The sequence below is a fragment of the Pseudanabaena sp. BC1403 genome, assembly GCF_002914585.1.
GTDB lineage: Bacteria > Cyanobacteriota > Cyanobacteriia > Pseudanabaenales > Pseudanabaenaceae > Pseudanabaena.
In genome coordinates this window covers 59329-81386 of record NZ_PDDM01000015.1, presented here as the reverse complement: position 1 = coordinate 81386, position 22058 = coordinate 59329, and the positions used below count along the sequence as shown (strand labels likewise).

At 43.5% G+C, this 22058-nt stretch carries 16 protein-coding genes; 8 read left to right on the top strand and 8 right to left on the bottom strand.

Features of this window, described 5'->3' with window-relative positions; genetic code table 11:
- Nucleotides 1-27 precede the first annotated feature (27 nt).
- A complete protein-coding gene (rppA, locus tag CQ839_RS14610; protein WP_103669082.1) occupies nucleotides 28-726 on the bottom strand; it encodes a two-component system response regulator RppA in 699 nt (232 codons plus the stop codon).
- A 136-nt stretch (nucleotides 727-862) separates the two neighbouring features.
- On the opposite strand from rppA, the gene CQ839_RS14605 reads away from it, so the two are divergent.
- From CQ839_RS14605 to CQ839_RS14595, 3 genes are all read left to right on the top strand, one after another.
- The gene (locus tag CQ839_RS14605; protein WP_103669023.1) at nucleotides 863-1525 is read left to right on the top strand and encodes a cobalt transporter; all 663 of its coding nucleotides are present in this window, start codon (nucleotides 863-865) and stop codon (nucleotides 1523-1525) included.
- A 5-nt stretch (nucleotides 1526-1530) separates the two neighbouring features.
- Nucleotides 1531-4686: an efflux RND transporter permease subunit gene (locus tag CQ839_RS14600; protein ID WP_103669022.1), complete on the top strand. Its 3156-nt coding sequence runs from the start codon at nucleotides 1531-1533 to the stop codon at nucleotides 4684-4686.
- Nucleotides 4687-4847: 161 nt separating this feature from the next.
- Nucleotides 4848-5561: a glycoside hydrolase family protein gene (locus CQ839_RS14595; RefSeq protein ID WP_103669021.1), complete on the top strand. Its 714-nt coding sequence runs from the start codon at nucleotides 4848-4850 to the stop codon at nucleotides 5559-5561.
- An 8-nt stretch (nucleotides 5562-5569) separates the two neighbouring features.
- Here CQ839_RS14595 and CQ839_RS14590 read toward each other — a convergent pair whose 3' ends face one another.
- Both CQ839_RS14590 and CQ839_RS14585 read right to left on the bottom strand, forming a co-directional pair.
- Entirely contained in the window at nucleotides 5570-6961 is a 1392-nt protein-coding gene (locus CQ839_RS14590) for an MFS transporter (protein WP_103669020.1), read from the bottom strand.
- A gap of 22 nt (nucleotides 6962-6983) precedes the next feature.
- A complete protein-coding gene (locus CQ839_RS14585; RefSeq protein WP_103669019.1) occupies nucleotides 6984-8348 on the bottom strand; it encodes a DUF3084 domain-containing protein in 1365 nt (454 codons plus the stop codon).
- 164 nt (nucleotides 8349-8512) lie between these two features.
- Here CQ839_RS14585 and CQ839_RS14580 point away from each other — a divergent pair, with 164 nt between their 5' ends.
- Nucleotides 8513-9451, top strand: coding sequence for a MoxR family ATPase (locus CQ839_RS14580; RefSeq protein ID WP_103669018.1), 939 nt, complete (start codon nucleotides 8513-8515; stop codon nucleotides 9449-9451).
- Nucleotides 9452-9550: 99 nt separating this feature from the next.
- Here CQ839_RS14580 and CQ839_RS14575 read toward each other — a convergent pair whose 3' ends face one another.
- Nucleotides 9551-10465 (bottom strand): TIGR04168 family protein, encoded by a 915-nt coding sequence (locus tag CQ839_RS14575; RefSeq protein WP_103669017.1) that lies wholly within the window; start codon nucleotides 10463-10465, stop codon nucleotides 9551-9553.
- 390 nt (nucleotides 10466-10855) lie between these two features.
- Here CQ839_RS14575 and CQ839_RS14570 point away from each other — a divergent pair, with 390 nt between their 5' ends.
- From CQ839_RS14570 to nadB, 4 genes are all read left to right on the top strand, one after another.
- Nucleotides 10856-11809, top strand: a complete 954-nt coding sequence (locus CQ839_RS14570; protein ID WP_103669016.1) for an ABC transporter permease subunit — start codon at nucleotides 10856-10858, stop codon at nucleotides 11807-11809.
- 103 nt (nucleotides 11810-11912) lie between these two features.
- Nucleotides 11913-12794, top strand: coding sequence for a substrate-binding domain-containing protein (locus CQ839_RS14565; protein ID WP_103669015.1), 882 nt, complete (start codon nucleotides 11913-11915; stop codon nucleotides 12792-12794).
- A gap of 9 nt (nucleotides 12795-12803) precedes the next feature.
- Nucleotides 12804-15071, top strand: coding sequence for an ATP-binding protein (locus tag CQ839_RS14560; protein WP_103669014.1), 2268 nt, complete (start codon nucleotides 12804-12806; stop codon nucleotides 15069-15071).
- A 526-nt stretch (nucleotides 15072-15597) separates the two neighbouring features.
- Nucleotides 15598-17178 carry an L-aspartate oxidase gene (gene nadB, locus CQ839_RS14555; RefSeq protein WP_103669013.1) on the top strand — a complete coding sequence of 527 codons (1581 nt, stop codon included), beginning with the start codon at nucleotides 15598-15600 and terminating at the stop codon, nucleotides 17176-17178.
- A gap of 258 nt (nucleotides 17179-17436) precedes the next feature.
- Here nadB and CQ839_RS14550 read toward each other — a convergent pair whose 3' ends face one another.
- The 4 genes from CQ839_RS14550 to CQ839_RS14535 form a co-directional block, all read right to left on the bottom strand.
- Nucleotides 17437-18921: a glycosyl hydrolase family 57 gene (locus CQ839_RS14550; protein ID WP_146048744.1), complete on the bottom strand. Its 1485-nt coding sequence runs from the start codon at nucleotides 18919-18921 to the stop codon at nucleotides 17437-17439.
- Between the two features lie 191 nt (nucleotides 18922-19112).
- On the bottom strand, nucleotides 19113-20675 hold the full coding sequence (locus tag CQ839_RS14545; RefSeq protein WP_103669011.1) for a serine/threonine-protein kinase: 1563 nt from the start codon (nucleotides 20673-20675) through the stop codon (nucleotides 19113-19115).
- Between the two features lie 313 nt (nucleotides 20676-20988).
- On the bottom strand, nucleotides 20989-21441 hold the full coding sequence (locus tag CQ839_RS14540) for an Hsp20/alpha crystallin family protein (protein ID WP_103669010.1): 453 nt from the start codon (nucleotides 21439-21441) through the stop codon (nucleotides 20989-20991).
- 278 nt (nucleotides 21442-21719) lie between these two features.
- Entirely contained in the window at nucleotides 21720-21914 is a 195-nt protein-coding gene (locus CQ839_RS14535; RefSeq protein ID WP_219817787.1) for a YbjN domain-containing protein, read from the bottom strand.
- Nucleotides 21915-22058: the final 144 nt, after the last annotated feature.

The following is a 22058-nucleotide window of genomic DNA, read 5'->3' as shown; positions in this document are numbered from 1 at the left end:
GTGATGGGCGGCGCTTCGCGCCGCCCATTAATGGGTATTAAATCGATAGCCTTGACTGGGAATTGTTTCAATCGGGCAATCACAGCCATAGTTAGCTAACTTGCGCCGCAATAGACGCATTTGGGCGGCGACCACATTGCTAACTGGTTCTTCATCAAGATCCCAGAGTTGGTTACGGATTTTGCTCCCCGAAATAATGCGATCGCAATTTTGCATGAGATAGGTGAGAATTTGAAATTCTTTAGTTGTTAAGGGAATCGCCTGTGGTAAATGCTCTTGAGCATCTGTCGCTACTAATAGGGCGTTATTCGCATAATCTAGGGAAAATTTGCCAACTGTAAGCGCTTGAGGTTGCAATTGGGGCGATCGCCTTTGTAATGCGCGTAACCTTGCTAAAAGTTCTTCCATCACAAAAGGCTTTACCAAATAGTCATCAGCTCCTGCATCTAACCCTGCGATGCGATTTTCGGGTTGACCGAGGGCAGTGAGCATTAGTACGGGTAAAGGATTTTGATGCGATCGCAATTTTTGGCAGAGTTCTAGCCCTGACAGTTTTGGTAATAGCAAATCAAAAATCGCTACAGAATAGTCTGTCCATTGATTTTCGAGATAGTACCAAGCTTGAGCGCCATCAGTTACCCAATCCACGACATATTTTTCACAAACTAAGACCTGCTTAATTGCTGTCCCCAAGTCTATTTCATCTTCTACAAGCAAAATTCGCATTGCATTAGGCAAATCAACCACGAGCTTGATTGTAGCGAAACAATTTGCTTTTCACCTCGATTTCATCGCGCCTCTGACAAACTACTTAAGAATTTATTAAGTTCATTGAATTATTAAGTGCTTGTGAGGATATCCCATGAAAAAGTTTTCTCTATTTAGCCCCATATTTAGCCCATTACTGGCGGCAGCTTTGACCCTGAGTACCCCTGCGATCGCCCTTGCCCATGTTGGACATGGCGATGAATTTCAGGCAACGGGTGGCATTGAGAGAGTAAAGGTAAATGCCACTACCGATAAACAGTTGGGCATTGAGGTCAAGGCGATCGCCTCCGACAAGGGTGGTAGTAAGGCGGTGCTGATTCCCGTAACAGCGTTGGTGGATGCCGATGGCAAGCAATTAGTATTTGTGCAGTATCAAGATTTCTATGAGCCAGTACCTGTGAAAACTGGCTCAACTAAGGGCGATTTAATCGAGATTACCGATGGTTTGTCCGTTGGCGAAAAGCTGGTTACTCAAGGCAGTCTCTCCCTCTATGCCGAGTCTCGTAAAACTAAGCCCAATACTACTGCTGCGAGTCCATCGAAAGCTCCTATTGCTAAAACCGATGCGACCGCAACCGATGCAGCTAAAAACAGCACAGATCCAGCCCATGCTCAAGCCCATGCAGAGGGTAAACCCCATAGCCACGAAGGTGAATTTCCGATCATGCAAGCCTCGATCGCAGGTGGTGGTGCATTATTAATCGCCGCAGGTGTGCTTGTTTTTGCGGTGACTCGTGGCAATGGTAAGAAGGGCTAATTTAAATGTTTAACTCTCTTTTAGACCAAATATTGAAAGGATCGATCATTCAGCGTTGGTTGATAGTCATTTGCTCAGTTCTTATCACATTTTGGGGCGTTTTCACGGTTACACAAATGCCCCTAGATGTGTTCCCCGAATTTGCACCGCCTCAAGTCGATATTCACACCGAAGCAACGGGACTTGCGCCCGAAGAAGTGGAATCGCAAATCACGATCCCCATTGAGAGCGCAGTCAATGGCTTACCAGGGGTGACAATTGTGCGATCATCATCCAAGGTGGGGCTATCAATGGTGAATGTAGTATTCGATCAAGATGCTGACATTTACAAAGCGCGTCAATCGGTGACAGAGCGATTACAACAGGTCACTAACCAACTGCCTGAAAATGTGCATCCGCCAGAAATTTCGCCACTCGCTTCGCCGCTAGGTACGATTTTGCAATATGCATTTACGGTCAATGGTCAAGGCAAAACCTCATTGATGGATTTGCGCAGCCTTGTTGACAGCACCTTCAAAAATCAAATACTTTCAGTGGCAGGGGTGACTCAGGTAACGGTCTATGGCGGTGATGAACGCCAAGAACAGGTGCTAGTCGATCCTGCCAAATTGCGATCGCTAAATGTATCCCTCACCGAAGTAGCTGAAGCCGCTAAGGGTGCAAACTCTAGTGCTCCTGCGGGTTTCCTGATTGGTGGTGGTCAAGAGGTGCTAGTCAGAGGGATTGGTAAAGTCAATTCCATTAGCGATCTGCAACAGTCAGTGGTGAAGGTCAATGATGGTAAGCCGATCCTGTTGCGTGATGTTGCTCAGGTTAAGACTGGTGCGGCCTTAAAGCGTGGCGATGGCAGTTTTAATGGTCAACCTGCGATCGTGATGATGATCAATAAGCAGCCCGAAATCGACACGCCCACGGTGACGCGATCGGTAGAAGCAGTGATGGCATCATTGCAAAAGACTTTTCCTGCGGATGTCCAGTTAGCACGAACATTTCGCCAAGCTAATTTTATTGATGCGGCAATCGGCAATGTCAGCAGTTCTCTGGTGGAAGGGATTATTATTGTCTCGGTAATCATGCTGCTGTTTTTGATGAATTGGCGCACGGCTCTGATTACCTTGAGTGCTATTCCCCTGTCCTTGTTAATTGGGATGATGATGATGCGCTCTTTCGGTTTAGGGATCAACACCATGACACTAGGCGGTTTAGTGGTTGCCCTAGGCGGTTTTGTCGATGACTCGATCGTCTATATGGAAAACTGTTATCGCAAGCTTCGAGAAAATCAGAAACAAGAGTACCCAAAACCCTCTTTTAAGGTAGTATTTGATGCCTTTGTCGAAGTGCGTCTAGCTGTAGTTTTTTCCACAGTAATTATTATTGTGGTCTTCGCACCGATTTTTAGCTTGACAGGGGTAGAAGGAAATATTTTTGCGCCGATGGGTTGGGCTTATTTGCTGTCGATCGCCGCTTCCTTGATTGTCGCCATGACGCTCACCCCAGCTCTTTGTACCATTTTGTTGGCAGGTCAAACCCTACCCCAAGAAAATACCTTGATTTCTCGTTGGGCGCAAAATCTCTATCGTCCCTTACTTAATCTATCGATTCGAGCGCCCCAAATCATTCTTGGTGTGGCTCTAGCCTCTCTCGTGGCAGCCTTTGCGATCGTTCCTTCCCTAGGACGGGTATTTCTGCCAGAATTTCAAGAGAAATCAATGGTTAACTCTATGGTCTTATTCCCTGGAGTTTCCCTAGATATGACTAACCGAGCTGGGATGGCTTTGTACACTTCCCTCAAAGATAATCCCCTCTACGAATGGGTTCAAGTTCGGGCTGGACGCGCTCCTGGTGATGCTGACGGGGCAGGGGTGAGTATGGCTCACGTTGATGTAGAACTGAGCGATCGCGCTTTGGAAGACCGAGAATCTAGCATTAAACAACTACGAGAGGCTTTTAATAAATTGCCAGGAGTAGCTTCAAATATTGGTGGATTTATTTCGCATCGTATGGATGAAGTTCTATCGGGTGTTAGAAGTGCGATCGCCGTCAAAATCTTTGGTTCCGATCTAGCCGAACTTCGGAAGATTGGCGAACAAGTGCGGGATGTGATTCAGCCGATTAAAGGGGTTGTCGATCTCCAGCTAGAACCGCAACTACCAATTCGCCAAGTGAAAATCCAATATAACCGCCCTGCTGCTGCCACTTATGGACTTAGCATGGAGCAACTCTCGGAGGTGGTGGAAATAGCACTCAATGGTCGAGTAGTATCCCAAGTTGCTGACAACCAACAACTAATTGATATCACCGTATCCTTAGCAGAAAATAGTCGTAGTAACTTAGATGCGATTCGCAATATCCCTATTACTACCCCCACTGGACAAACTATTTCTCTTCAAGATGTAGCCAAGGTTGATTATGGTATGGGAGCTAATGTTGTGAACCGAGAAAATGTCTCACGGCTGATTGTCGTCTCTGCCAATGTTGCTGAGCGTGATCTGGGCAGTGTGGTCGGTGATATTCAAGCTCAAATTAATCAACAAGTGAAGTTGCCTAATGGTTATTTCATCAAGTATGGCGGTCAGTTTGAATCGGAACAACGAGCCACAAATAACTTGCTAATATTTAGTATTTTGGCAGCGATCGTCATTGCGGTTTTGATGTTCTTCTCGGTGAAATCCCTCCCTGCTACGATCGCGATTATGCTCAATCTGCCTTTAGCTTTGGTGGGAGGCATAGTCTCGATCATCCTCAGTGGCGGGGTCATGTCCGTTGCTTCTCTTGTGGGCTTCATTACCCTTTTTGGTGTGGCTGTCCGTAATGGCTTACTGCTTGTAGACAACTACAACAACAAATTTGCCCAAGGCATCCCTCTCAAAGAAACAATTGTCAAAGGTTCCCTAGAAAGAATTGATGCCATTTTGATGACCGCTCTGACCTCGGCATTGGGGACATTGCCTCTAGTGTTAGCTGGTGATTCTGGGAATGAGATTCTCCAGCCTTTAGCGATCGTGGTTTTAGGTGGCTTGTTTACCTCTACCGCCTTAACTCTGTTGGTAATTCCTGCTATCTATGCCAAGTTTGGTAAGTTCATGATTCCTAAACAACAAGCGACCAAGCTTGAGGAAGAAATTGAGGTAGATGAGCGTTCTCAGGTATTAGTTAAATAACCTGTATGAGGTGGAACCCTCACACACAAGTTATCCGTCATACCATGAGTTACCTAAGATCCCCCTCAATCCCCCTTAAAATGGAGAAGAAGAAAATTCTCTTCCCTTTTTAAGGGAATCTATACCTTGAAACGCAGACAGGTTATTTAAAGATTATCTCTATGTTCTTCTATCGTTCTAAACAAAAAAATAATCAAAATAGCGAAAATAAGGCATATAGCAAAAAGCAAAAGATTTGGGATATTGCCTCAATTCTGAGCCTAGTTGCCTTAGTCTGGTTCATTCAAAATGCCCAGAATATCCTCAGAAACACCAAATATCTGCAAGTTTCCGAAGATGTACCGCCACTGGTCATGACCACTGGTGATCCCCATATTCGTGCTTTGATGAGAACTATTTCTGCAAGCGAGTCCAGTGGTAAAAACACCTATGCGCTTTTATACGGTGGCGATCATGTCCATGATTTGAGTCAACACCCTGATCAATGTATCCCGATCAAAACTCAAGTGAATAAAGGGAAATGTTCGACAGCATCAGGGCGATACCAATTTCTAACCTCTACTTGGCTAGAAAAAGCTTCTAAATATCATCCCAATCCCTATGAAACTCCTGATGGTGTAATTTATAGCTTTAAGCCAGAATACCAAGATATAGTTGTCTATCGCTGGCTAAAAGATCATCACCAATGGAATACTGACATCCTAACTTTACTTAAAAAAGATCGGGTTGAAGATGCTTTGGTTGAGTTGTCTGGGGTTTGGACTAGCTTAGGCGACGGAATTGAAGATAATTTAATGACACCTTTTTTACCCAAGCTTTATCGCAAATTTTTAGCTGAAGAACTTGCTTCTATGCGCAGAGTTGTCAAAAACTGAATCATTTTTTAGTAGCTGTGTAAATGGTGAATGTCCGCATAGTGAGCGTGGCGATGGCGCATCGGTAAATGCTCATAAGTATGGATATGTGGCTCAGTTACCAATATTCCTTCAGGATGTTCGTGCTGATGAGGGTTATCATGATAATGCTCGTGTTCGTGGGATAAATATTCGTGTTCATGTTCGTGGTTTTTTGGCGCTAATCGTAATTGCACTCCCGCAAACAGCACAAATCCGATTAAGCCTCCATACAAAAAAGATTGATTGTCAGTGTGACTGCCTAACCAACCTGCGATCGGGTAGGCGATCGCCCACCATAGATGACTCCATGCAAAATGTGCGCCATAGACTCGACCTTGTAAGTTGCTAGGAATGAGATCGGCAATTAAAGTCTGAGTCGGAAGGTTTACCAGAACTTGCCCTATACCTGCGATCGCCCACAGCAACATTAAAGGAGCCAAGCTCACATAATTAGCAGGAAGGATTACTGCCGTAATCAGGACTGCGCCTAAAGCGGCTAAGGTTGTGCGTTCCCATTTTTTGCCAATAGCCCCAACCATCAGGGCAGCTATAGTTGCGCCAATCCCAAATGCAGACATCACCCAACCATATTCCAAGTTGCCAAACTTTAAATTTCCCTGCACATAGCCAACTGTATTAACTAAAATTTGTGCGCCAGCGATCGAGGCTACAAGTTGTAATAAGAGCGCATATCGAATAAATTGATCTCCAAATAGGCGGGTGGTTCCCTCTTTAATATCGTTTAAAATTTTACGAACAACACCTGCATTTGCCTCAATATTTTCATTTTGCTGTACTTTAAGTTGACTGGGAATTGTAAAAATTAAAATTGCGGCGATAAAAAATGAAATTGCATCTAAAAAAAATATCTGTCTTGCTCCGAACCAATTCGAGATGCCTCCTGCAAGCCCAGGACCTAGCACCCCTAATAAATGATAGGTAGCCGCCGAAAGCGCGATCGCCTGTGCATAATCTTTTTTCCCAGTTACTAAAGGAATGGTGGCTTGATAGGTGGGTGTAAAAAAAGCATTGAATACATTTAGAGCAAAAACTAAGACATAAATCTGCCAAATTGCATTTACAAATGGGAGTGTTCCCACGATCGCCATACGCGCTATGTGGGTAATGATGAGAATATTCTTGCGATCTAGGCGATCGGCGATCGCCCCTGCTAGTGGAGATAAGATCACAAAAGCCGTCACTCTTAAAGTCAGCGCTACCGAAAGGACGACTCCACTATCTTTCCCCGCCAACTCAAAAGCCAGTAAAGCTAACCCTAACCATGTTAAAGCATCACCAAACAAACTAATTGTTTGAGCAGCATAGAGTCTTGCAAAAGCAGTATTTCGTAGACTTTGAAAGAAAGTAAAGCTTGTCATAATCTAACTAAACCGCAAATTGCTAACTAAATCGCCCAATTTCAACACCATTTTGACGAATAACTAGCTCTAAAATCAGAGAACTCGCAGGAAAAATAGCTTCCTTGGCTACAGCCTTAATTTCATAGGGAGTCTTAAGCTCACTCACTACTTTAAAAAGCTCAGTCAAAGCGTCAGGGGGGAAATTGCCGACTTTGCCTGTAATTGGGTTAGCTAGAACTCCCTCACGACGAGCACGAAAACTAACTAACAAAAATAGTTGCTCAACCCTCGATGCGAGGGCCTGTGGTGATAGGTCAGGGGCAAATTGTAGGGAGGCAATTTCCGCGCCAGCCGCAAATATTTGGCGATTTAGGGTGACATCAGCAGCGATCGCAACTCTGGTTTCGCGTTTTAGAAAATTACCAGCGGAAAGAATACGAATCACATAGCTTTTTCCATCTTTGATCCGATTGAGTAGTCCCTCGATCTGTGCTTCCGTAATTTTAATGACTGGTTCTTGGGGGGCTTGATTAGGAAGAAAATCTAACAGTTCACGGGCATTTCGCTCGGCTTGGAGGATTAGTTGGCTACTGGCTTGACGTAACTCAGCTTGGCTCAGATTGGGGCGCACAACCCCTATTGATAAAATTTGGTCGGCAAAAATAGCAACGTTACCCTTACGTAGAGCTTCAAGACTGATCAGCAATTGCTCCCTAGCGGATTCTAAAGATGCAACTTCTGAGCCAAGAGCTACCCGTTGTTTTTCGATTTCTACTAAGCGTTGCTCTGATTCATCGACTCTTTGTTTTAGAGTTTCGCGATCGCGGGAAATACTGGCAAGCTCTGTGGATATTCGATCTTTTTCATCCCGAAGCTGATTACTTTCGGCTTGGAGATTTTCTTGCTCTGCACTCAAGCTCTGGATGCGATCGCGAAGGTCGGCTTCCTGCTGCGAGGCTTTTTGGAGTTGCTCGTCAGCTTGGGCAAATTTGCTCTCGACTGACTGTAATAAGGCCTGAGTCTCCGCCTGTTTCCGCAAAGCTTGAACTAAAGACTTATTAATTTCCCCTAAACGTTGTTGAGCTTTTTCCTGTTCGGTTTTCGCGGCATTTAGTTCGACTTCGATTTTTTGCTTTTGTTCTTGGCTACTAGATAGCTCTGAGCGAATACTTTCGAGGCGAAATAATCCATCCCGTAGCTGTCCGCTTAATAGCAATAAAATTCCTAAGGTTGAGGCGGAAATCATTCCTCCTGTAGCGATTGTGACGACTGTGGCAGTGTCACGCGGCCTCAATTTGAATATACTAAGCCGTGCTTTTCCAACCTTAGTGCCAATGCGATCGCCTAAAGTTGCGATCATGCCTCCTAAGATCAAAATCGCTAAAATCAGCGTATATCCAGCCATGTAACTCCTTAGTCCTCACACTGTAGATTCTAGCAGATCCACGCCCACGAAAGCAGTAGAGGCAATTCATGAATTGCCTCTACTGCTTTCGTGGGCAAGCGAGCCGCAATAGGCTAGTATGACAAATATTGCAAAATTCGATCTTCACAAGCTTGATGGGGAACATGGAAAAGCAACTCAAAGTACAACAGTTAGTTGATAATCTGGCGAAGGCGATCGTTGGTAAAGATGAGGCCATCCAGCTGGTCTTGGTAGCACTATTCTCAGGTGGTCATGCATTACTAGAAGATGTGCCTGGAGTGGGCAAGACCTTACTCGCCAAATCACTGGCTGCTTCTATATCTGGAAAATTTCAGCGTGTGCAATGCACTCCCGATCTATTGCCCACCGATATTACGGGGACAAATATTTGGAATCCCCAAAAAGGTGAATTTCAGTTTTTGCCAGGGCCAGTATTTGCAAATGTGTTGCTAGCTGATGAAATTAATCGGGCGACTCCACGAACCCAGTCAGCATTGCTAGAGGTAATGGAAGAGAGTCAAGTCACCGTTGATGGCATATCACGGAAAGTTCCCTCACCATTTTTTGCGATCGCAACTCAAAACCCGATTGAATATCAAGGGACTTTCCCTTTACCCGAGGCTCAGCTTGATCGCTTTGCCTTGTCTTTCAGCATTGGCTATCCCAACGAAGCAGAAGAGTTGGAAATGCTGAAACGGATGCAGGTCGGAAAAATTGGTTCTGCTCAATTAGAAGCTTGTATCACTCCTGAAGAAGTACTAGAAATTCGGCAATTTTGCGCCAAAGTTCCTGTCAGTGATGCGACTAGCCAATATATTGTTAATGTTGTCCGTGCGACTCGTAATGATGAAGAAATCACCCTTGGCGTAAGTCCTAGAGGTACGACGGCGTTGCTGCGATCAGCTCAGAGTTATGCCTTTATTAAGCAAATGCTCGATCGCGATCGCAAGTCTGATTATGTTTTACCTGATGATGTGAAGTTCCTTGCCCCCTTCGTTTTAGGACATCGCATTATGGCGGCAGGAAGGCGATCACCTAAGAAGATTATTCAGCGATTACTAGATGTTGTATCCGTTCCTTAAATTGGAGTAGGCAAAAAAGCTTAAAACCCCAAAATGCAAAGCGCCCACTAAGTGGGCGCTTTGCATTTTGGGGTTTAGTTTTAATTCTCGAAAGTGTGGCTATACTTTCGAGAATTGGTATAAAATCTTCTCGCTAACTATTTGACAGTGCGAATTTAGCCATACAAGAGATATTTGGGTGATCTGACCAGATTCTAAGCTGACGATAGAGAAGTTACGGCAATCTGTATCATTGTTTTTGACAATTCTCGGAGAACAAGCGGCATTCAGAAAAATAGTCCCCATATTGTTAGTTGCGATCGCGTCACGAGTACGATGAGAATTGAGATGCAAATGGTGATGCATATGCCCAAATGTAACTAAGGGAACTATTTTTTTCATTTGATAGGATTGAGAAAGCGCTTCTGCAAAATCGGGATCTCCATAGTCACCGCCGCCAACCTTCCAATCTTTGCCACAAATAGAATGCTCCTTATTTCCCAGTCCATAAGGGCCATTATGCCCTAAAAAGATTATTTTGTCATAGGCAGCATTAGCAACAGATTCGGCAATACGTCTTGACGATTCTGCAAAGTTTTGGATGTTATAGCGATCGCGATAAAAAACTTCTTTTTTCCATTTAGAACCTCCCCAACTAAATGGACGTGCGCCGACCACGGAGAGCTTTAATTCAGGAAAGTCTAACCAACTATAACCGACATGCATTTCGCCTAAAATATCTAATTGCTGTTGCACACGATCTTCCTTAGTGCGATCGTATGGGCATTTGTTTTTCTTGGAATTGTTGCTATTATCTAAGGCGCTATACCATGAGTCATGATTGCCTAAAATAACTGCTTTAGGAATATCAAGATTAGCGATCGCCCTTACAACTTCTACTGACTCATTACCAAAGTCACCGACAAATAGAACTAAATCAACTCCCAAAGACTGGAGAGCTAAGCGCTCCTCAACAGGCTGCCACAAATCATGAACATCCCCAACAACGGCTATTTTGATTAACGAATCTGACATGACCTAATTGCTAAAAATGGATACTACATAATTATCATATAGCTACAGCCAGTCAAACCAAAAGAGAGTTGCGGTGCAACTCTCTTTTGGTAGCATAAAATAAGTACGCAGTCATTTGCAAAAAAAAACATAATAAGGGTTTGGAGTTTTCATTTTGCCTACGGCAAAATGAAACCCGCTATACTTGTTTGGGAATGAAATAGATCGCAATCACAACAAAATAAAATAGAATGTTAACTAATCTAAATCCATAGATTATACCAAAACACAAATTGGCGCAGCCATTTTGTGTTTTTAAAACCCTTACAGGGTTTGGTTTTTAATTCACAGAAGTGTTGTCACACTTTTGTGAATTGGTATTAAAAGTAAGTTTTAGGAGCGATTCGGGCAATGCCTGCAAGTAATACGAAGTTCGCGACAAGTTGGCAAAATAATTTAAAGACAAATTTCTGGAATTGGCGCACGATCACCCAATTAATTTTTTTAGTGATCGTAATTACTTGCAGCATTTTGGCATGGAATACCCTTGCTAGAAACATGCGAAATTCAGGGCTAGCGATTAGCTTTGATTTTCTCGGCGATCCTGCCTCCTTTGACATTGCCGATTCGCCATTCCCTTATAAGGCTTCGGATAGTTATACGGTTGCTTTGCAGGTCGGATTGCTGAATTCTCTGAAAGCGATCGCTGTCAGTATTATTTCCGCCACAGTTGTTGGAGTAACGGTTGGAGTTTCGCGGCTGTCGAATAATTGGCTAGTCAAGCAACTTGCGCGGGTTTATGTGGAAATCCTCCGTAATACACCACTACTATTACAACTATTTTTCTGGTACTCAGCCATCTTTTTGACGCTTCCATCTGCTAGCGATCGCATCTCGTTGGGATTTGCTACTCTCGCTAAAGATGGCATCACGATCGCGGCTTTAAAAATGACTTTGAGTTCGGAGTTTTGCGCTCTAGTCCTAGGCTTAACCATGTTTTCCAGTGCCTTCATTGCTGAAATTGTGCGTGGTGGAATTCTCTCAGTTCCTAAAGGTCAAACGGAAGCTGCTAAAGCTTTGGGATTAAGTAACTTCCAAACAATGCGAAAAATTGTTTTACCACAAGCATTGCGCGTCATTATTCCATCGTTGACTAGTCAATATGTGAACATTGCTAAAAATTCTAGTCTGGCGATCGCGATCGGTTATACCGATATTTATCGAATAGCATCTACAACAATTAATCAAACTGGCAGACCTGTAAATGTGATTCTGATTATCATGGGAGTATATCTCGCCATGAGTTTGAGCATTTCCGCAAGCATGAATTTACTCAATCGCCAGTTCCAAATTGTTGAGCGCTAAAACTAATAAAGCCGATTTTTAGGAAAACCCGCCATTGGTGGATTTTCCTAGAAATTGGCTTTTAAAATAAAGTATCATACTGAAATTAAAAAAAATTTACAGAATGCTTCAAAAATTAGTTGTCCTCACTTTAAGTGCGATCGCGTTGCAAGGACTTTCTAGTTGCACGCCCGAAACTATTGCCCCCAAACCAACAACGACCACAACTGCGGCAAATCAAACCCAAGCCTCGCTTAAAGTGGGCGGGTCAAGCAGCACCGTCAACCTGCTAAATGTACTTATAACTAGCTACACAAGTACTGCCAACACTGTCAAAATTACGCAATTAGAACCAGGGCAATCTGAAAATATCATTGATGGGGTTAAACTGAAAGTTGTCGATGTCGGGGTAATTTCTAAAGTATTAAAGCCAAAAGAAAATGATGGGACTTTGGAAGTCCGTGAAGTCGCCAAAGATGCGCTTGTGGTTGCCACTCACCCTAGCGTTACGGGTGTTAAGAATCTTACCACCGAAGACCTCAAAGGCATTTATAGTGGAACTGTAACCAACTGGAAGCAACTAGGGGGGCCCGATGCAAAAATAGTGCTGCTCGATCGCCCAGAAGATGAATCAGCCAAACGACTACTTCGCAAACATTACCTAGGATCAGAGTTAAAGAATTCACCAGAAGCAGTCGTGCTCCGTAAAGAGGGGGAATTGATCAAGACCATCCAAAGCACACCTTACAGTATTGGCACTTTTTCTGTTGCTCAGGCAGTTTCTCAAAAGCTGCCCGTTAACCGCCTCATCCTTAATGGGATTGAACCGACACCAGAAAATGTCAAAGCAGGTAAGTATGTAATGGTGAGAGAGATTTCAATGATTTGGCATAAAAATCCTTCAGAGGCTACCCAAACTTTTATAGAATACATCTTCAGTTCGTCAGGAATAAATGCCATAGAGCAGTCTGGTTTTATTGCTGTGAACTCCAGCGCAAAAAAATAAGAGCAATGTATGGCAATCAAAGCTAGATATACGCGGTTACCAGTTTCCCTCAAATTGCTATCACCTCTGTTATTGGCGTTCCTAAGCCTATGGACTGCTGGAACTGTCGGCTTTGGTTATTTTGCCAGAAACAATTTAGAACAATCGGCTCAGAAGGAAATCATAGATCTAGGTGGGTTACTGCAAGAATCACTTAAGCAAAGGCAAGAAACACTCAAATTAAAAACTCGCTTGGTGAGTGAAGAGAAAGAAGTTATCAATGCAGTTGAGGCTGGCGATCGTGACTTACTCCTCAGAAAAGTGCTACCCCTTCAAGCTGCTTTAAAACTAGATTTGCTAAGAATTATTGACGCGGATGGTCAAATTTTAGTGTCTTCTCAGCTAGGAACTTTAGGACAGATCACATTAGAGGACACCGCCATCAACATTGCTGCCAAGACAGGGTTGGAGTTGTCTGGCTTTGCTTTTGGCAAGGATGGATCTCCAACAACAATGGTGGTATTGATCTCGATCAAATCATCTCAAAAAGTATTAGCTGGATTAGTTGATGGGATTGCCATTGACGACACCCTGCTCCAGTCAATTCGTGGTGATACATCCATCGAACTGGTGACTTTTAAGCGCGATCGCATAACCGCTGCGACCTTGCCGCTTGATCGCGATCGGGCTTGGCAATTTCCTGAAGCTGATAATCCTCCCACAAAGATCATGGTTAGAGGCTCAGAATACTTGATTAAAACCATTGAACTCCCAAGCTTTGATCAAGCAACCCTCAAAATTGCTGTATTGAAATCTACACAAGAGATAGAACAGGCTGGACAGCGATTATGGATTGTTGTAGGTAGCTTTGGTGCATTGGGAAGTATTTTGATCGTAGCCGTAACCATCGGAGGTTTTCAGATTACCCAATCTCTCAGTCGCCGCATCAAAAGATTGACCAAAGCTGCCGAAGAGCTAGCCACAGGGAACTTAGCGATCCGCATTGCTGTTGATGCCCAAGATGAAGTGGGGATCTTAGCTGAAGGTTTTAACAGTATGGCTGAGCAGCTCACATCTCGCGATCAACAACTGAGTCAACAGTTGCAAAAGATAGAAAGCACCAACGAAGAATTAACTCGGGCAAATCGTCTCAAGGACGAGTTTCTTGCTACAATGAGTCACGAACTTCGTACTCCTCTCAATGCCGTTTTGGGAATGACGGAAATTTTGCAAGAAGAAATGTTTGGGGAGATTAATAATGAACAGCGAGATGCTTTGCAAACTATCGAGAGTAGCGGCAATCATTTATTAAGTCTCATCAACGACATCATTGATTTAAGCATGATTGAGTCTGGATATTTGAAATTAAGCTATACATCAACTGCGATCTCGCAGCTTTGCCAGTCCAGTATCGCATTTATTCAACCCCAAGCTTCTCAAAAGCAGATTCAGATTTCCGCAGAGATTGCCCCAAATCTACCTAACCTCATGTTAGATGAACGGCGCATTCTCCAAGTTCTAATTAATCTACTCAACAATGCTGTGAAATTCACTCCAGAGAATGGAAGTGTGAGCTTGACGGTGACCCATGAACCGCCTGTTAAAAGCACTAATCAGTCTTCCGTTCGGATTAGTGTAATTGATACTGGCATTGGCATTGCTCCTGAACATCTTGATAAACTATTTCAGCGCTTTGTGCAAATTGATAGCTCTTTAAACCGCAAATATGAGGGTACTGGACTAGGGCTTGCCCTCGTCCAACGCATTGTGGAACTGCATGGAGGCACAGTAGAAGTAAGTAGCGAATTTGGAAGAGGAAGTCAATTTACAGTTGCTCTCCCCTGTGACGAATCCCCTCGAATTACTCCTAAACCGATCGCACAGAATCCGCTCAATCTAGAACTTAAATCTGAGGAAGTATCCATGCGATCGCGCTTAATTTTGCTAGCAGAAGATCATCAGGCAAACATCGAAACCATCTCTAGCTATCTCAAAGCTCATGGATATCGTTTGATAGTTGCCGAAAATGGACAAGAAGCAGTTGATATGAACCAAACACATCATCCTGATATTATTTTGATGGATATTCAGATGCCAGTTATGAATGGTTTAGAGGCAATCCAGCAGATTCGGCAATTGGGAGGCAATCATATTCCGATTGTTGCCATGACAGCATTAGCAATGCCAGGCGATCGCGAAAAATGCCTAAATGCTGGAGCAACCGAATATATCAGTAAACCTGTAAAGCTCAAAGAGCTAAATATGTTGATCCAAAGCCTTTGCCCGAACATACTTTAAGCAACTTAATTCCTAACGTTACGTGGAAGGAATTCCTGTAATGACATAGGTTGGGGGCTGGCACGCACCATCCGCTGCCCCTACGGAAACCTCTAATACCAATTCACAAAAGTGTGACAACACTTCTGTGAAATAAAAAGCAAACCCTGTAAGGGTTTTAAAAGCACAAAGTGGCTACGCCACTTTGTGCTTTGGCATAAATTTTGGGTTAGGGGCAATTCCCCCGTGGTTACCCTGCTTCGCTACCAGCAAGAGATTATCATCTGCGTTCCACGAAACACACCCCTAGACCTTCTCCTTGTTTGCTGTAGAAACAGCAATTCTCATTATGAAACCAATTTTGGTGTTTCCAGCGCCTTCGGCGCTGGAAACACCAAAATTGGTTGTTTGAAAGCCCGCCAACGGCGGGCTTTCAAACAACCAATTTTTATAATGAGAACTGCTGCTGTAGAAATCATAATTGCCCCAAAACAATGATCTTGATCTAGTGAGATAATGTCGATTATTGACTACATGGCTTTACTTAATGAACCAAACAAGGTTTGATGCTTTGATCATCGGCAGCGGTGCTGCTGGACTTTATACTGCGCTACGACTTACAGATTTAGCACCAAACTGGCGGGTTGGTTTAGTGACTAAAGATAACTTGTCAACTTCAGCTAGTGACTGGGCGCAAGGTGGGATTGCAGCAGTTATCGACAAAAATGATGCACCCCAGTTTCACGGCAAAGATACATTGGTCGCTGGAGTTGGTTTATGTGAAACCGAGGCAGTAGATGTATTGGTTAACGCCGCACCTCGACAAATTCAACAACTGATCGCCTTGGGCGTAGACTTCGATCGCGATGAAGATGGCAGCTTGGCATTAACCTTAGAAGCTGCCCACTCGAGACGTAGGGTATTGCACTCAGCAGATACTACAGGTCGAGCGTTGGTGTCAAAACTTGCAGCAGCAGTACTGCAAAGTCCTAGTATTGAGATTTTGAGTACTACCCTAGTGTTAGATCTTTACTTAGAACAAGGACGCTGTGGCGGTGTTTTTTATCTAGATCAAGAGCAGGAAATTAGCTGCTTGATTTCGCCAGTGGTAGTCTTGGCAACAGGTGGCGGTGCTCAAGTATTTTCGCAAAATACTAATCCACCATCGAGCACAGGTGATGGTGTCGCGATCGCATGGCGTGCAGGAGCCATGATTCGAGATATAGAATTTGTACAGTTTCATCCAACTGCCCTCGCTTTGCCTAACGCCCCAAGATTTCTCATCAGCGAAGCAGTGCGTGGAGAAGGGGCGCATTTGATCGACCATCAAGGCGATCGCTTTGCATTTAATTATCATCCCAAGGGCGAACTAGCTCCTAGAGATGTTGTCAGTCGAGCCATATTTAACCATCTCCAGAAAACCAAAGAACCCACAGTATTTCTGGATTTACAGTCAATTCCTAGTGAGAGAATCGCCCATCGCTTTCCCAATATCATCAAAATCTGTCAGCAGTGGCAAATTGATATTTTCTCCGCCCCGATTCCTGTAACTCCCGCAGCCCATTATTGTATGGGCGGTATTGTCGTGGACTCCTATGGAGCCACTTCCATTGCGGGGCTGTATGCAGTTGGGGAAACTGCCAGTACAGGCGTACATGGCGCTAACCGCCTAGCGAGCAATTCTCTTTTGGAATGCTTTGTATTTGGGGAACGTTTGGCAGAACAGGTCTGCTCTCAGCAAACTCATGTTTTTAATGTTCCGAAGGCGATCGCACCCAAATTAGAAGATCATAATTATTCGGCAACTATTCAAGAGATTAAATATGGGATTCAAAATCTGAGTTGGCAAGCGGCAGGAATCTGTCGAATTCAATCTGAATTAGAAATTGCTTTGACCCAAATTTCTGCATGGCAAACTGAATTAGCGGAACTTGCTGAACCTTCACGCCTATGGATCGAAACCCGCAATCTGGCGGACTATGCGTATTTGTTAATGCGATCGGCTCTATTTCGCACCGAAAGTCGCGGTGCTCATTATCGTTCCGATTTCCCTGATACTGACCCTAGTTGGCAGCTCCACACAATTATCGAAGGTCAAGAAATCAGACGCTCTAATGCTTTGCTTTAAAAGAGAGTTATTAACTGATATTACGTGGAAGTTTCTAAAACCTCACCCTAGACCCTCTCCTTGCAAAGGAGAGGGGAACAAGAAAAAGCTCTGGCTCCCCTTCTCCTTGCAAGGAGAAGGGGTTGGGGGATACAGAAGTGTTGTCACACTTTTGTGAATTGGTATAACATCAGCTAGTAAGACCTTTGGATTCTTAAAATGGTGTTGTCATTTTGAGGATTGGGACAAAGCAAAATCTGGGCTACAGCTAACTTTGAATTACAAAGCTTCGCCACGTCGATAGAGTTCACGAGCATAGTCTGTCCATGTTCCCTGTCCCCAATAGCGGAAGCAACTGGTTTGAACCAAGAGATTGTAGAGCAAAGCTTGCTGGTAATCCGATCGCGTAGTAATTGAGGGATCTTGCGCTACGAGTGGATCGTATTTTTCATGGAACTTGGCACTGAGTTTATTCATTGGCTCCAATACATTTTCGTAGCCATGCACCCAACTCATACTATTTGTCCATGATGCGCCATCCATGTGGAATTGATGGTCGCTCGCTTTTAGCTCGGTAATTGCACTTTCCACTGCGGCAGTATTGAGATTATTGCGATCGCAGCTTTGATCTACCCTATTCCAGACTTTATACTGTTGAACTGCTTGAATGGCAGGGTAATCAAGGGGACTGACACCAGCCGCTTCGATCATTTCGAGATATTCAGTTCCATTTAGTCCCACAACACCTGAACTTCCACGACCATTATTTTTAAGTTGATCCCAGACCAAAGGATAATCACGGGGAAATTCGTTCATCATCACGCCTCCATTCTCACCATCGGCAATTTGCGAAACGAGAGAAGGTACGGAAATATTACCAAGCATCTGTTTGCTACGACCTTTTGCCTCATGATAAGGCTGCATTTGAGCGACAAGCTTCGTATCTGAGCCTTGAGTTTTAATTAGCGCAGTGATACTAATCGATTCGCCATTGGAATTCATCGCCACTAAGCGATTAGGTAAATATTTCTGATCTTGAGTTAGTCCTGAACCATCAAGACATTCCACGGAATGTTCTTGAACCATGAGCCAACGATAGCCACATTCTTTTAGTGCTTTGATGTATTCATAGAGAGTGTCGGGATGATTGGGAAGATGCATCTCTGGCGGAGAAAAACCTTTAACACGCTTCAGAGCATCAATGCCAAAAATCGAGGCAAAATGACTTTGCCATGCTTGAATATGTAGCTTCACATCGGGAATTGGCGTAGATGGAATTACCGCATGACTCCACATCGTACCCAGCCATTCTACATAGGGTTGATATTGGCGATCGCAGGTAATGCGTTTAAGATTATCCAAAATGTCATGGCGTTGCATTTGCTGCAATCCCCAGAGCAGATTTCCTGAATAGTCCAACATAATCCGAGGATTGCTGCCCTCTGCAACTAATTGGGGGATAAAATCTCCCATACGGCTATAGCACCATGCAAACACAGAAGCGTTGTGGTTATCACCTTCGCCCTGATGTTCAAACATATTTTGCAGATTACAAATTAGCGCTCCATTTGCTCCTGCGGGAATAGTCGGCTGATGCATATGCAATGCACAGGCAAAGGCTGAGGTAATCTCTTCAAGGCGAAGATTGTTATTAGATAGAAATACTGGTGCATCATCTTGCACAGCGCGTTGAATTACGTCTTCGTTTCCGCAAATAGCTGGGAAATCAGAGGCGACAAAGCTTGATGGTGTAGTTGTAATCAAAACTTGTAAAACCTCAATATTAAATTTACAGCGACTTTCAGATTAGCCTACATCGCTTTGCGAAAAAACAGTATGTAAGTAGCTAATCATAATTAAAGCCCAAAGTCGAGAATCCTAGATCCCACCTGCTATGTAGGCAGAATCTAGGATTCTCGACTTTAAGGGGACTGATTTCAAAAACTTGAGCCCATCTAATTGTCTCCATTGGGAAAATCTGTTTGCTCAATTTTTGTATTTTTAATGATAACCTCTTGCATGGTTGCATTTTTGAGAACTGTTTGTAACAGGTTTGTATTCGTTAAATTAGCATAATTCAGATTAGCTTTCGATAAATCCGTCTGAGTTAGATCAGCAGAAGTCAGGTTTGCATATGACAGATCGGAACTTGCCATATTTGCTTGAGAAAAGTTTGCTGCTCTGAGGTTTGCTCTGACTAGCTTTGCTTTTTGTAACTCAGCTTGACCAAAGTCTGCACAGTTGGAAGTTGTCTCCGAAAAATCTACATTCTCCAAATTAGCCTGCGAAAAATCTGTTCCTTCAAGTTTTGCCCCTTTGAGATTCGATCCTGACAAATTAACTTGAATGAGATTCGCACCTGTTAAATCCGCATTCTGGAGATCCACACCTATTAAATCTTCAGAAATAAATCGAGCACCCCTAAAATTACATCCTCGACATTTGCGGTAAATTTGCAACTTTACGATGGAATCGCTTACATCTTGCGCCTCTGTCTTTGTCAATTTTAAATGACGATACTTATTACAGGGATAAAGGGAAGGTAATGGAAGGGATGCAGGGCTTGAGGAGGGGGTAATTTGGGAATTACTGGAAAGATTTTCTGAGGAAGGATTGGGGAAAATCGCAAATAGAGATGCGATCGCGGTAACTGGCAATAGATAAATCGGCATTCTTCGCCATCTGCTAGTAATAGCTTTAGCAGATGCTCCAATATTTCCAACTTGATGTAGATTAGCTAAAGCTATCGATGCCTCACTATAACGATCCTTCAATCGCGGAGCTGTCATTTTTTTCAGCCATTGCACAAAGCGCGGATTCACATTGGTTAGCAAATGCTGAAACTCGATCTGATTGGTTTCATCAATCAAGTGATCGATTTGAATCGATCGAATGCCTGTCAATAAGCACACTAGGGTCATACCCAAACCGTACAGATCAGTTGCCTTGCTGAGATTACTATTTCGCAACTGTTCTGGAGCCATAAAGCCAAATGTGCCTGCTGCAACACTGCTCATAGCAACATCCGTCATTCCTATACGGGCAAAGCCAAAATCAACTAGATAAAGTTTTAAGTCGTCACTAACCAATAAATTCTCTGGTTTTAGATCTCGATGAATAATTGGCGGAGTCTGGCTTTGAAGGTAAACTAGAACTTCTAATGCCGCGATCGCAATATGTTGGATCTGCTGTAGGTTAAAGCTATGTTGGTTAGCGAGGGATTGCGCCTCGATATACTCCTGCACAATACAGTAGCCATCTGGGATATCAAACCTGTTGAGATAGCAAGGGATCATGGGATGCTGAAGCTGGCTCAAGATCTGCGCTTCACGGGCAATAGCTTTCTCGTAGGTTGAGAACTGGTTTGCTGATTTAGGGAATCGAAATAACTTGACCACTACCAATTGTTGATTGGCAATTTTTTTGGCAAGGTAAGTGCTTCGTGCAGAGCCATAATTATGCCCCAATACTTGGATTATTTCATAGCCATATTCTGTAAGCTCTGGATGTAGTTCCATCGTTATATTCCCCAGTCAAACCTGTTAATAGCCATTCTAGAATGAACAAATTATATAGCAATTCTAAATAATTTATAAGATCGCAAGAAATTGAGAGATTACAGGGTCAATTTCTCATAGATCATTATCCCTAGATTCCCAATAAAAAGAAGGTGGCGCTAAGCGCCACCTTCTTTTTATTGGGGTTGTTATAACTGGTGTTACGGGGCAGGAATTCCTACGATGGCGGAAGTCTGGGGATGGCACGTCAGTTATAAGTAGAATTATGGACTGCTGTAATACAAATGGTGTGCTTTGCACACCATTTCTTTAATTAGGAAGAAGCAGGCAGATCGCCAGTGACGTTGACCTTGAAAGCTTTGACTTCATTAGCTTTAGGTAAAGTCAAGGTGAGGATGCCATTGGTGTAATCTGCCTTCACTTGTTCATGTTCGATCGCTACAGGTAAAGCAAATACACGTCGGAATTTACCATAGCTCATTTCACTCCAGTAATAGCCTTTGTTAGACTCTTCCTTGCGTTCTAAATGGCGTTCACCAGCAACTGAGATCGAATCCTTGGTCACTTGGATGTCAAGATCCTTTGCTTCGATTTCAGGAAGTGTGAGTCTCAGAGTTAAATAGTCGCCATCATCCCGTAGCTCACTAGCAGGAACCCATCCGCCTTTCGTGGTTTCCTGATCTAATGGTGCAAACTCACGGAATAAGCGATCAAATTGACGACGAACTTCTTCCATTTCTTGGAAAGGTTGCCAACGTACTAACATAAATATCACCTTTAACTATTTCAAAACAACGATGGAACGTTCAGAAGTAGATTAAGAATTAAGTTGATATTTCGTGCTTCGATTTCGTTCACAGGTTCATTATGAAATAACTGCAAAGCTATGAGCAGTAGGAGAACCACACTTTTGAAGTGTGGTTCTCCGAAAAGGCTTTTTAAATCAGACCTATTGGGTAACAACAATTAAAATCACTAGAACCATTACTCAGAGAGGGGGTCAGGAGCTTAAGTAAAGCCCACTCTATGTGATCGGCGATCGCACTAATTCTCAATTTGTGCGATCGCCTGTTTGGGATTAGCATTACCATAAATCACCGACATAATCGCTGGGAGGTATTGATCCATTGTCAAAACGTTGGTATAGATCAATTTCCTTAATAATGCAAATGTAATGCGATCGCCACTGACATCGATGCTGGTTTTAGAACGAATCTCTCCATCTGAAAAGATACCCAACAGTTAATCACATTGCATATAAGTATCTACAGCAATTTGCTTTCAAACCCGCCACAGCTAAAAATATAAGGCTCTATAGGTGTTTCGGGGAGTTCAACCTTGATAAACGGCTCAATGCTTTTAATGATGGGTATTTCAGACATC